10 protein-coding genes are annotated in these 12,106 nt (G+C 62.4%); 5 read left to right on the top strand and 5 right to left on the bottom strand.

The window, feature by feature from the left end; translation table 11 throughout:
* Positions 1-89 precede the first annotated feature (89 nt).
* Genes FJ434_RS24625 through FJ434_RS24615 form a run of 3 tightly spaced genes read left to right on the top strand, consistent with a single transcriptional unit; the run spans position 90 to position 4,507 of the window.
* Positions 90-575, top strand: a complete 486-nt coding sequence (locus FJ434_RS24625) for a DUF559 domain-containing protein (protein ID WP_140751859.1) — start codon at positions 90-92, stop codon at positions 573-575.
* A complete protein-coding gene (locus FJ434_RS24620) occupies positions 572-3,142 on the top strand; it encodes an FAD-dependent oxidoreductase (RefSeq protein ID WP_140751860.1) in 2,571 nt (856 codons plus the stop codon). Before FJ434_RS24625 ends, FJ434_RS24620 begins: the two co-directional genes overlap by 4 nt.
* 9 nt (positions 3,143-3,151) lie before the next feature.
* Positions 3,152-4,507: a Xaa-Pro peptidase family protein gene (locus tag FJ434_RS24615; RefSeq protein ID WP_140751861.1), complete on the top strand. Its 1,356-nt coding sequence runs from the start codon at positions 3,152-3,154 to the stop codon at positions 4,505-4,507.
* Here FJ434_RS24615 and FJ434_RS24610 read toward each other — a convergent pair.
* Both FJ434_RS24610 and FJ434_RS24605 read right to left on the bottom strand, forming a co-directional pair.
* Positions 4,472-5,299, bottom strand: a complete 828-nt coding sequence (locus tag FJ434_RS24610; protein ID WP_140502651.1) for a PhnD/SsuA/transferrin family substrate-binding protein — start codon at positions 5,297-5,299, stop codon at positions 4,472-4,474. The two genes, FJ434_RS24615 and FJ434_RS24610, sit on opposite strands and share 36 nt — an antisense overlap.
* Before the next feature lie 94 nt (positions 5,300-5,393).
* A complete protein-coding gene (locus tag FJ434_RS24605) occupies positions 5,394-6,404 on the bottom strand; it encodes a fatty acid desaturase (RefSeq protein ID WP_181166091.1) in 1,011 nt (336 codons plus the stop codon).
* Positions 6,405-6,634: 230 nt separating this feature from the next.
* Here FJ434_RS24605 and FJ434_RS24600 point away from each other — a divergent pair, with 230 nt between their 5' ends.
* Positions 6,635-7,492, top strand: a complete 858-nt coding sequence (locus tag FJ434_RS24600) for a helix-turn-helix transcriptional regulator (protein WP_140751862.1) — start codon at positions 6,635-6,637, stop codon at positions 7,490-7,492.
* A 132-nt stretch (positions 7,493-7,624) separates the two neighbouring features.
* Positions 7,625-8,641, top strand: coding sequence for a betaine--homocysteine S-methyltransferase (gene bmt, locus FJ434_RS24595; RefSeq protein WP_181166096.1), 1,017 nt, complete (start codon positions 7,625-7,627; stop codon positions 8,639-8,641).
* A 16-nt stretch (positions 8,642-8,657) separates the two neighbouring features.
* Here bmt and FJ434_RS29915 read toward each other — a convergent pair whose 3' ends face one another.
* The 3 genes from FJ434_RS29915 to FJ434_RS24580 form a co-directional block, all read right to left on the bottom strand.
* A complete protein-coding gene (locus FJ434_RS29915) occupies positions 8,658-8,927 on the bottom strand; it encodes a hypothetical protein (RefSeq protein ID WP_181166092.1) in 270 nt (89 codons plus the stop codon).
* A gap of 351 nt (positions 8,928-9,278) precedes the next feature.
* Complete coding sequence (locus tag FJ434_RS24585) at positions 9,279-11,489, bottom strand: VWA domain-containing protein (protein WP_140751863.1); 2,211 nt, start codon at positions 11,487-11,489, stop codon at positions 9,279-9,281.
* Positions 11,490-11,491: 2 nt separating this feature from the next.
* Entirely contained in the window at positions 11,492-12,052 is a 561-nt protein-coding gene (locus FJ434_RS24580) for an RNA polymerase sigma factor (protein WP_140502645.1), read from the bottom strand.
* Positions 12,053-12,106: the final 54 nt, after the last annotated feature.

Raw genomic sequence — 12,106 nt, 5'->3', positions numbered from 1 at the left:
CGCTTCACCGCCATCGCAAATCCCTCCGAGCAATAATCGAAGTGAATCACAATGCCAGAATTGCGCAACAGGCCCCTGAGGGGGGAGAGATGGCGCTGCGAAGCAGCGACGGAGTGGGGGAAGGCGCTCCCCGAACGCGCAGCCGCCGCAAAGCTGGCACAACGCAGCGAGCGCGAAAGCTCCGCCAAGCGGGCAACCAAGCAGAGGCATTGCTTTGGCTTGAACTGAAAGCGCGCAAGCTTGGCGGTCATCGCTTTACCCGTCAGCTCTCCATCGGCCCCTTCTACCCAAACTTCGTATGCGGCGAAAATCGGCTCGTCATCGAGGTCGATGGATCCCAGCACGCCGACAGTCCCTATGGGCGCCGCCGCGACGATTTTCTGCGCGCGCAGGGCTATTCGATCCTGCGTGTCTGGAGCCACGATGTCCTGAAACATCGTACTTCCGTCTGTGAGACCATCCTTGCCGCGCTTGATGGCAGGCTCTCCGAAAACATTGCTGAATCCGACCTGAACTTTGTTTTCACGCCCCATTCATTCGATTCAATCTCTTCAAAAACGGATCTATCTTCATGAAATCCCATGTAAAAGCGGTTGTCATCGGCGGCGGCGTCGTCGGCTGCTCGGTGCTCTATCATCTTGCCAAGGCCGGCTGGACCGACATCATGCTGATCGAGCGCTCGGAGCTCACCTCGGGCTCATCCTGGCACGCGGCGGGCGGCTTCCATACGCTGAACGGCGATCCGAACGTCGCCAAGCTGCAGGCCTACACGGTGCAACTCTACAAGGAGATCGAGGAGATCTCGGGCCAATCCTGCTCGCTGCACCTGACAGGCGGCGTGATGTTGGCCGATACGCCCGAGCGCATGGACTTCCTGCGGCTGGCCCACGCCAAGGGCCGCTATCTCGGCATGGACACCGAACTGATCACGCCGTCCGAAGCCAAGGCGATGTTCCCGCTGATGGACGAGACCAATTTCGTCGGCGCCATGTGGGATCCGGTTGAAGGCCATCTCGACCCCTCCGGCACCACCATCGCCTATTCCAAGGCGGCGAAAAAACTCGGCGCCGAAATCGTGCTGCGCAACCGCGTGGTCGACCTGACGCAGCAGCCGGACGGCACCTGGAATGTCGTCACCGAACAGGGCACGGTTCACGCCGAGCATGTCGTCAACTGCGGCGGCCTGTGGGCGCGCGAGATCGGCCGCATGGTCGGCCTCGAGCTGCCGGTGCTGGCCATGGAGCACATGTATCTGCTTACCGAACCGATGCCGGAGGTTGAGGAATTCAACAAGTCGACCGGCCGCGAAATGATCGGCGTGCTCGACTTCAAGGGCGAGATCTACACCCGCCAGGAGCGCAACGGCATCCTGCTCGGTACCTATGAAAAGGCCTGCAAGCCGTGGTCGCCGGTCAACACGCCGTGGGATTTCGGCCATGAACTGCTGCCGCCCGACCTCGACCGCATCGCACCGTCGCTGGAAATCGGCTTCAAGCATTTCCCCGGCATCGAGAAGGCCGGCATCAAGCAGATCATCAACGGCCCCTTCACCTTCGCGCTCGACGGCAACCCGCTGGTCGGTCCGGTTCAGGGACTGACCAATTTCTGGTGTGCCTGCGCCGTGATGGCCGGTTTCAGCCAGGGCGGCGGCGTTGGTCTCGCTCTGTCCAACTGGATGGTCCACGGCGACCCGGGCTTCGACGTCTGGGGCATGGATGTCGCCCGCTTCGGCGAATGGGCCGGCCTGCGCTATACCAACGCCAAGGTGCGCGAAAACTATTCGCGCCGCTTCTCGATCCGCTTCCCCAACGAAGAACTGCCGGCCGCTCGCCCGGCGCAGACGACGCCGCTCTACGACACCATGCTCGCCAACAACGCCGTCATGGGTGACTCGTGGGGCCTCGAAACCCCGCTCTGGTTCGCGCCCAAGGGCAAGGAGCCGAAAGACGTCGTCTCCTTCCACCGCTCCAACGATTTTGGGCCAATCGGCGAGGAAGTGCGCGCCACGCGCGAGCGCGTCGGCGTCACCGAGATCGCCAACTTCGCCAAATACGAAGTGTCGGGACCGGGTGCGGAAGAGTTCCTCAACCGGCTGATGACCAACCGCATGCCGAAGACCGGTCGCATCGTGCTGACGCCGATGATCAACGAGTTCGGCAAGCTGATCGGCGACTTCACCATCGCCAAGGCCGGCGCGGACCGCTTCATGATCTGGGGTTCGTCGGCGGCGCAGAAGTACCACATGCGCTGGTTCGAAAAGCACCTGCCCAAAGACGGATCGGTGCGCATCCACCGTTTCGACCAGACACTGGTCGGCCTGTCGATCGCCGGTCCGAAATCCCGCGACCTCTTGCAGAAACTGGTCGATGTCGACATTTCGACCAAGGCCTTCCGCTTCATGGATTTCCGCGACATGGCGGTCGGCGGCGCGCCCTGCCTAGTCAACCGCATCACCTACACCGGCGACCTCGGCTATGAGATCTGGATGGCGCCGGCCTATGAGCGCCTCGTCTATAAAGCAATCAAGGATGCCGGCGAAGAATTCGGCGTCGTCGATTTTGGCATGCGCGCCTTGCTGTCGATGCGTCTGGAAAAGAACTTCCCGACCTGGTTCCGCGAGTTGCGGCCGATCTACGGGCCGTTCGAAGGCTCGATGGACCGCTTCATCAAGCTCGAGAAGAACGGCTTCATCGGCCGTGAAGCGGCCGCCAAGGAACAGGCGGAAGGGCCAAAACTGCGCCGCGTCTCCTTCATCGTCGATGCAGCGGACGCCGACGTAATGGGCGACGAGCCGATCTGGGCCAAGGTCAGCAAGGATTATGGCACGGTGGAAAAGCCACATGGCTACGGTGCGCCGCGCTTCGACACATCAGGCCAGGAAATACGCGGTTCAAAGGCCGGCGAAGGCGCGTCCGCCGTGCGCGGCATCGTCGACGGCGACTGGCGCGTGGTCGGCTGGGTGACGTCGGGCGGCTATGCGCATTACGTCCAGAAGTCGATGGCGCAAGGCTATGTGCCGGCAGCCCTCGCCGAGGATGAAAGTGCCGGATTGTTCGAGATCGAGATTCTTGGGTCCCGCCGCCCGGCCCGCATCAATGTCGAAGCGCCTTTCGACCCCAGCGGCGAGAAGATGCGAACCTGAGGTTTCGTCATGGATAGCGGGGCGCCAAAGGGAAGCTTCGGCCGCCACCGCAAGATCATGCCGTTCGTATCAGGCTCGATCGAAGCGTTGCGCGAAGCCTCCCGGGAGAAGGCGGCGGCGCTCAACCAGCATGTGCTGGGCTATGGTGCACAAGCTGAAGCGGAATGGGCGGCGGCAGGTATTACCGCGCCCGACCTGCCGGCGATGCGAAAATACCGGCTCGAGCGCATCCGTGCCGAGCTGAAGCGCCGCGGCTACGCCGGCGCCTTGCTCTATGATCCCGTCAACATCCGCTACGCGGCCGATTCTACCAATATGCAGCTCTGGGTCGCGCACAACCCGACGCGGCATTGCTTCGTCGCCACCGACGGGCCGGTGGTGCTGTTCGACTACTTTTCCTGCGAGCACCTGTCAGACCATTCCGGCATCGTCGACGAAGTGCGGCCGGCGGTGTCGTGGATGTATCTCTACAGCGGCGAACTGACCGAGCAAAAAGTCCGCCGTTGGGCCACCGGTATCGCCGATCTGATCAGGGAGCACGGCGGCGGCAACAGCCGCATCGCCGTCGACCACATCAACCCGGAAGGCGTCGAGGAACTGGCGCGCCTTGGTGTTTTAATCGGCAATGGCGAAGCGGTGATGGAGAACGCCCGCTTGTTAAAATCGCCGGACGAAATCCTCGCCATGCGCCGCGCAATCGTCGCTTGCGAGGCGGCCATGGGCGAGATGGAACATGCGCTCAAGCCCGGTGTCTCCGAAAACGAATTGTGGGCCGAACTCCATCGCGGCAACATCGCGCGCGGCGGCGAATGGATCGAAACGCGGCTGCTGACGTCGGGACCGCGCACCAATCCGTGGTTCCAGGAATGTTCGTCGCGGAACATCGAGACGGGCGACCTGGTCGCCTTCGATACCGACCTGATCGGCCCCTACGGCTTCTGCGCCGATCTCTCGCGCACCTGGCTGTGCGGCGATACAAAGCCGACCAACGAACAACGCGACCTGTTCCGCATCGCAGCCGATCAGATCGAACACAACATCGCGTTGATGCAGCCCGGCGTCTCGTTCCGCGACCTTGTCGAACGCTCAGCCATCCCGCCGGGAGACTGCTTCCCGACCCGCTACGGCGTGCTCTACCACGGCGTTGGATTGGCCGACGAATATCCAACCTTGCCGCATGCCAGTGACTGGACGCCAGACACGCCCGATGGCGTGCTTGAACCAGGCATGGTGCTGTGCGTGGAAAGCTATATCGGCCGGCTGGGCGGCCGCGAAGGCGTCAAGATCGAGGAGCAGATCCTGATCACCGAGACCGGCAACGAGAAGCTTTCAACCTACCCGTTGGATGCGAGGCTGCTCGGCTAGTCCAGCAAGCGCTTCGCGCATCGAGTGCAGGGTCTTTTCCGGCGTCGTCCTGGCGGTGATGTAAGGCAGGCCTTTGCGTCGTGCCGTCCAGCCGACGATCACGACCTTGCGCGCCGCCGGCTCGAAACGCTGCGCCAGCGCCCAGCTTTCGCAGTCGATCGCCGCGATATCCGCTCTGCCTTCGGCGACCGCCACGATCGAGTCGCGATGGCCACCGCTTTCGCCGCTCGATGAAAATATGTCCAGGTTTTCGCCGGCCGCTTCAAGGTCGCGCGTCAGCGCGATGATGCCCGACATGGAATCGAGGCTGTTGAAGGTAAAGCGCCTGTCTCGGATGAGATCGAGCGGCAGCAAGGCCTTGCCGTCGGCGGGCGACCGAACCTCCGGTCCCTCGCCTGCCCGCATAACCAGCGCGCTCGAATAGAGTTCGCCCTGTCCGCCCTCATAGGCGTCATAACTTGGCTGGCCAACCACCTGCACATGCCGGGACAGGCCGAGTTCCATCGGCCCCCAGCAGGCCTGCGCGAACAACAGTGCCGGATGCAGCCAGAGCTTATGGGAATCTAGTTCATCCGGCGGCAGCGTCGCCGGATCCGGAGCAATCAGGCCCCCCTGAGCCTCATGGATACCACCCGGCACGACCGGCAGGTCGCCATTGCGGCGCACAATGCTTTGCGGCGCATCGATACCCTTCCGCCGGAAGGCATCGCGCAACACCGCCCATTGGGCGTCGACCTCGTTACGCGCCTCCGGCCAGTCATACATCGGCAACGCCGCAATCAATTCGCTCATGCCGATATCAAACCACCATGCCGGGATAAAGGATCGCAAAAACGCGGCGCCCAATCAGAATTGGCCGACACGGTATCCACTCTACGCGCGGATACTATTCCTTGGGCGGTTCGGCGGGAACCGGCGCGCTGCCAAGCCCACTGATGCTGCGCGCCCTGACGCGCGGCTTGAACGCCCTGCCCGGCTCGGGCGCGCGCCGCAGAACCGGATGCACGATCGGCTCCTTGGCCTTGAAGGCATAGGATCTGAGCAGCGCGAAATAGTTCGGGTAGGCATAGCCATTGTTCATCCGCAGCCAATCCTCGCGCCGGTCACGGAACAGTTTCGGCAGCCGGTACCAGGCGATGGTCGGGCTCTTGTGGTGGACAAAATGCAGATTGTTGTTGAGGAACAGGAGCGACAGCGGCGAGCGCTCGACAATCACCGTGCGGCCTTCCGGATGCTCCGACCACTGATGCTCGGCATAGGTGCGGATCGAGATCAGCGACTGGCCGAGCCAGACCGGCACCAGCACATAGAGCCAAACTGGCATGCCGAACCCGAACTGCACGACCGGCAGCACCACGACGAGGCCGATCGCATGCAGCAGCCAGGCCTTGCGGATCGCCTTGTCGCCGGCGATCGCCTGCTTGGCGTCGTCGATGAAGAAGCCGATGCACGACAGCCATGGCCCCAGCACGAGGCGACCGGCCATCGTGTTGTTGACCTTCAGCACGAATTTCATCAGCGGCGGCAATTCTTCGTGATGCCACAGAGCCTTATAGTAGCTCTCGGGATCGTCCAGCGGATCGGTCAGCCGCTCGTCCGCATGGTGGCGCAGGTGAATGGTCTTGAAGCGACGGAACGGCCAGGCAAGGCCGATCGGCAGGAAGACGAAGGCTTCGTTGACGAGGGCATTGCGGGTCGGGTGACCATGCAGCACTTCATGCATGATCGAGGACTGCAGAGCCAGCGTAACGGCCATAACGACAAGGGCCAGGATGGGATAGGATGGCCAGAGGAAGAGACCGGCAACGAACCAGACACCGTAGCAGAAGAAAGCGAGAACCACGGTCGGCCATTCGATGGCCGGTCTGGTGCTTCGCCGAATGCTCTTGCCAGTCATGCTATCGACCACTGTCCCTCAGTCGCCGGAACCCCAACTGGTTCCTGACAGCATTGTGTCAGGAGAAGTGATTCCACTCAACGCGACAAAGTGCACAAAATGTTGCGATTGCGCATTTTTGACCGCATATGTTGCACATTGTGAACAGACTTAGGGATTCGTTTACGCCTCAAGCGCCTATTCGCCGGGCTCGAGCGCAAATTTTTCCTCCAGAAGACGGAAGCAAAGGTATGGACAAACGCGATCTGTCGACGATCTTCCGGGAGCGTCTGAAGCTCCTCCTGACAAGGTCCGACCTCAACCAGTCGGCTTTCGCGTCAGCAGTCGGCATCGATCGGTCGGCGCTGTCGCAACTGATGTCGGGCGCCTCGACGCGCCTGCCGCGCGCTGAAACGCTGCTCAACATCGCCGCCGAATTCAAGGTGTCGCTGGATTGGCTGCTTGGCCTCAGCCAGGACGAAGGCGTGACCGGCGAAATCCGCGAAAGCCTCGAGATCGAGGAAGCGCCCGACGGCTTCGACCGCACGCTGCTGGCAAAATGGTTCGCTGAAGCGGCCGGCACCAAGATCCGTTATGTGCCGGCCGGCATTCCCGATCTCCTGCGCACTCGCGCGCTCGTCGACTACGAGGCCAACATCACCAATAGGAGCCGCCTGGCGCAGGCCAGCGAGACGCAATACCGCATCGAATACAACCGGCGTCCGGAAACCGACATGGAAGTCTGCATGCCGCGCCACACGCTGGAGATTTTCGCCCGCGGCCTCGGTGTGTGGGACCGTTTCCCGGCGGCAGACCGCCAGCAGCAACTTGCCCATATGGCGACGCTGCTCGACGACCTCTATCCGACCTTCCGCCTGTTCCTCTACGACGGCCGCATGCGCTATTCCATCCCGCTCACCGTCTTCGGCCCCTACCGCGCCGCCATCTATGTCGGCGACATGTATGTTGTGCTGAACGCCACCCAGCCGGTCCAGGCCCTGACCCGACACTTCGACAATCTGATCCGCGCCGCCGACATCAACCCGCACGAAGCGGCCGCTTTCGCTCGCAATCTGGCCGGCATGTCGTTCGCAGCAGGCACTGTCTGAGCGCGCTGGATACCGCGAGATCGTCAGATCCGCCTCTATGCCTGCCATTCCGACGTCGCAATTTGATTGACTAGACATAAAGACTTCTTTATATCCTTATTCGAATTCCAGGACATGAAAGCCAATCCGATGATGCCCAATCCGATCGATGCCCTGCTGGCTGAAAAGGGTGTGCTGCTGGCCGATGGCGCCACGGGCACCAATTTATTCGCCATGGGTCTGGAGGCCGGTGAGGCGCCGGAACTGCTGAACGAAACCGCGCCCGACACCATCACCCGCCTGCACCAGAATTTTGTCGACGCCGGCGCCGACATCATCCTGACCAACTCCTTCGGCGGCACCCGCCACCGGCTGAAGCTGCACCATGCGCAGGATCGCGTCCATGCGCTGAACAAGCGCGCGGCCGAGATTGCGCGGGCCGTTGCCGACAAGGCCGGCCGCAAGGTGATCGTCGCCGGTTCGGTCGGCCCAACCGGCGAATTGCTGGTGCCGCTTGGCGCCATGACCTATGACGAGGCGGTTGACGCCTTTGCCGAGCAGATCGAGGGCCTCAAGGAAGGTGGCGCCGAAGTCGCCTGGATCGAGACCATGTCGGCGCCCGACGAAATCCGCGCCGCTGCCGAAGCCGCCATCCGCGTCGGCATGCCCTACACCTATACCGGCTCCTTCGACACCGCCGGCCGCACAATGATGGGCCTGCTGCCGAAGGATATCCACGGCGTCGCCGATGGCCTGTCGCAAGCCCCGCTCGGCGTTGGCGCCAATTGCGGCGTCGGCGCCTCCGACATTCTGGCCTCGCTGCTCGACATGACCGAGGCGAAGCCGGAGGCGACCGTCATTGTCAAGGGCAATTGCGGCATCCCTGAATTCCGTGGCACCGAGATCCACTATTCCGGCACGCCGGAATTGATGGCCGACTATGTCCGGCTCGCCGTGGATGGCGGCGCCAAGATCATCGGCGGCTGCTGCGGCACCTCGTTTCAGCATCTTGCCGCGATGCGCAAGGCACTCGACGCCCACACCAGAGCGGATCGTCCGACGGTCGAAAAAATCGTCGAGCGCATCGGCCCGATGCGCAATAAGGTGGCGACGGCAAACACCGCCGAGACCAGCGAAGCCCGCCGCGAGCGGCGCCGCGGCCGCGCTTGACGCGATTTCTTAACGGCTATTCGGTGTTGTCGGCGTAGCTCGACTGCGCCGACTTGAAATCGACGATACTGTCGCCGCGCATTGTCGCAAGCGCACCCGATGCACCGGGATCGGTGATCTGCTCCAGCATGGCGCGGAAGCGGTCGTTGGTCAGTGCCGACATGGCGGTATGACGCGCCTGCGCGACATCATCGCTGATGCGTCTGGATTCGGCAGACGGGGCTGATGAAACCGCCGAAGCATCCCGTGCCGGCGGAGTCGAGTTGGCGATGGTTCTGATTTGCAATTCCGGCTCCCTCAAGCCTTAGACATAACCGGCGTAACGAGAGGAAATTGCGATCCGGTACCGGAAATGCAGCGCAATTTAATGATCCGGCGCGCTGCCCTAGGATCTGTTGAGATTCAGGTCAGGCCGAGCCGAAAACAGTGACTTTCGAGAACCGGAGCGGAGCGTACTTAGGTACGTGAGCACCGGAAGCGCAGGAAGCCACTGTTTGCAGGCCGGCATCACCTGAATATCAACAGATCCGAAAAAAGGCCGGCAAGGGAAAGTATCCCTCGCCGGCCTGCCTCACCCGCCCGTGGGCCGGTTATCAGAACGATCCCATCATCTGAAAGAAACCGGCCTTCATCGCCACTACCGGTTGCCGCCCAGCACCGAGGCAAGGCGCACAAGCGAAAGGAACTCGGACCTGTACCCAAACGGGTCGGCTCCTCGGGCGGCAGTGGCAATCTCCATGATCTTGTCGTAGCCGAACTTCGCGGTCGCATCCTCGTCGCGCAGCTTCTGGCCGAAGGCCGCGACCGCGACGGAGAAACGCTGGTCGGTGCTCGCCTGGTCGAAGGACGACACCTCGTTGGCCGAGGTTACCGGCGTGGTGATCAGCTTCGAGACATCCTCGTTCGGCAGCTTGTAGCGGATCTTGACGAAGGCATATTCGCCCGCATTGGCAACGCCGCCATTGTTCACCGTGGCCTGGCCATAGCGCAGCGGGTCGATCTGCTCGCCGCCACCGCCTTTGGGCGTGATCTCATAGATCGCGGTGACCGAATGCCCCGAGCCGATATCGCCGGCATCGACGCGGTCATTGTTGAAGTCCTCACGGTTGAGCGCCCGGGTCTCGTAGCCGATCAGTCGATATTCGGAGACCTTGTCCGGGTTGAACTCGACCTGGATCTTCACATCCTTGGCGATGGTGAACAGCGTCGAGGACGCGTCCTCGACCAGCACCTTCTCGGCTTCGGCCAGTGTGTCGATATAGGCGGCGGTGCCGTTGCCGTTCTGGGCAATGGTCTGCATCATTTCATCGTTCAGATTGCCGCGACCGAAGCCGAAAACCGACAGGAATACACCGGTCTTGCGCTCGCTCTCGATCAGCCGCTTGAGATCATCGTCATCGGTCTGGCCGACATTGAAGTCGCCGTCGGTGGCAAGCATCACCCGGTTGACGCCGTCCTTGACGAAGGACTGCTGGGCAAGCTTGTAGGCTTCCTTGATGCCGGCCTCACCTGCCGTCGAGCCACCGGGCTGCAGATTGTCGATGGCATTGAGGATCTTGTCCTTCTCGGCAACCTTTGTCGGCATCAACACGGTGCCGGCGTCACCCGCATAGGTGACGATCGAGATCGTGTCGTCGGCCTTGAGCTTGCTGACCAGCAGCCGGAACGCCGACTTGAGCAGCGGCAGCTTGTCCGGTTCGTCCATCGAGCCCGACACGTCGATCAGGAAGACCAGATTGGCCTTCGGCTGCTCGGTCGGCTTGATGTCGAAACCCTTGATGGCGACATGCATTAGCTTGGTGTGCGCGTTCCACGGCGTCGGCATGACGCTGACGGTCGAGTTGAACGGCGTCGAGGCCGAGTCCGGCCCCTTCCAGTCATAGGGGAAGTAATTGATCATCTCCTCGACGCGGACCGTATCGGCTTGCGGCAGGTAGCCCTGCTTCAGCGAGCCGCGCACGAAGGAGTAGGAGGCCGTGTCGACGTCGATCGAGAAGGTCGAGACCGGATCCTCGAGTGCGGCATGCACCGGGTTGGTCTTGAAATCCTCGATACGGTCGCGGTTTTCCTCTTGCGGCTGCATCTGGTCGGCCGGGATGGCCGCCGGCTGTTGCGGGGCCATAAGCTTGGACTCAGCTCCCTGGACGCGACTGGTCCGCGCGGCATCGGGCGCGGTTGGCATGAGACCGGCACTCTCCCGTGAAACTTCACCGGTGGGTGCAGGCGCCGGCCTGGAGGCTCGCAAAGTGCCATACTCCATCTCCTTGCCGCTGTAAGTCTTCAGGTCAAGCCTCGATGATACAGTGGGGCTCACCGGCGCGTTCGGTTGTGCTGCGCCACCGGCGGCAGTCGATTCGGATTTCGGCGGTGCGGCCGGCGCGAGGGCATCGCTGGCATCGCGACTTTCCAGATCCGCGTCGGCCTTCTTGTCCTTGGCCGGCACAGTGGTCACGGCCGGCTCATTGACGGCCTGATCTCCCGGAGCCTGCTTGGGCAATGGCTTCAGCGTCGCTGGCTTGTCGGCCAGCATCTCGGTGATCTTCTCGTCGCCGCCGAACGGCGAAGGCTGTTCCCTCAGCATATGGAAGGTGGCGTATCCGGCGATCGGCAGGGCGACGAGCCCGGCGATGGCCGGCGTGGCAATGAGTTTCTTTTGCATGATCTCGCTCCAGAGCTTTTGTGCTCGCTCTGTGAGACGAAGGCCGCCGACTGATCCTTGGGTGACGGCGGAAATATTCTGCTGGTCATAAGCGCGCAGGGCGGCCTCGAGGGCGCGCGCCTTCGCGCTCTCGCCGGGCACCGGTATTGCCGCGTCGCGCAGCTTTCTGAATTCGTTGTCGTCGACCATGGTCACACTTCCCCGGCTGAACGCATCAACGTCTTCAGCCGTTTCTTCGCTTCATGGATGTGCCAGGAAACTGTCGTCTCCGAGATCGCCATCGCCTCGGCGGCGGCCGCGTGGCTCAAACCTTCGCCATAGACAAGCATCACGGCATCGCGCTGCTTGTCGGGCAATTGCCGCACCGCCGCCCACAGCGCCTCGGCGGGGTCTTCGCTCTCGGCCGGGGCCTCGCCCGAAATCAGCGCATGGACGCCATAGGCCTCGGTCTTGACGGTCTCGCGCGCGGTCTTGCGCATCATGTCGCGCGCGGCGTTCATCGTCATGGTATAGAGCCATGTCGTGAACGCGCCGCCGCCGCGATAATCGCGGATCGCCTTGCCGAGCCGGACACAGACTTCCTGGGCGATGTCTTCGGCATCGGCCTTCCTGCCGCACCAGCGATAGGCGGCGCGATAGACGAAGTCGTAGTGACGCTCCAGCAACTTGCCGAAGGCCCCCCTGTCTCCGCCCTTCGCCCGCCCGATCAGCTCGGCGTCGGAGGCTTCGCTCACATCCAGCATCATCGCCATCATTTGCCCGTTGGACGAAGGCTACTGGCTAATCCTTGGGGTGATGGAAAGATT

It is taken from the genome of Mesorhizobium sp. B2-5-13 (assembly GCF_006440535.1).
GTDB lineage: Bacteria > Pseudomonadota > Alphaproteobacteria > Rhizobiales > Rhizobiaceae > Mesorhizobium > Mesorhizobium salmacidum.
This window is presented reverse-complemented; position numbering and strand designations above follow the sequence as displayed.

Bases quoted from the DNA above. Each gene is read 5' to 3' on its own strand.
- FJ434_RS24615 (WP_140751861.1), top strand. From the start codon at position 3,152: ATGGATAGCGGGGCGCCAAAGGGAAGCTTCGGCCGCCACCGCAAGATC.
- FJ434_RS24585 (WP_140751863.1), bottom strand. From the start codon at position 11,489: ATGGTCGACGACAACGAATTCAGAAAGCTGCGCGACGCGGCAATACCG.
- FJ434_RS24610 (WP_140502651.1), bottom strand. From the start codon at position 5,299: ATGAGCGAATTGATTGCGGCGTTGCCGATGTATGACTGGCCGGAGGCG.
- FJ434_RS24605 (WP_181166091.1), bottom strand. From the start codon at position 6,404: ATGACTGGCAAGAGCATTCGGCGAAGCACCAGACCGGCCATCGAATGG.
- FJ434_RS24620 (WP_140751860.1), top strand. From the start codon at position 572: ATGAAATCCCATGTAAAAGCGGTTGTCATCGGCGGCGGCGTCGTCGGC.
- bmt (WP_181166096.1), top strand. From the start codon at position 7,625: ATGCCCAATCCGATCGATGCCCTGCTGGCTGAAAAGGGTGTGCTGCTG.
- FJ434_RS24580 (WP_140502645.1), bottom strand. From the start codon at position 12,052: ATGGCGATGATGCTGGATGTGAGCGAAGCCTCCGACGCCGAGCTGATC.
- FJ434_RS24600 (WP_140751862.1), top strand. From the start codon at position 6,635: ATGGACAAACGCGATCTGTCGACGATCTTCCGGGAGCGTCTGAAGCTC.
- FJ434_RS24625 (WP_140751859.1), top strand. From the start codon at position 90: ATGGCGCTGCGAAGCAGCGACGGAGTGGGGGAAGGCGCTCCCCGAACG.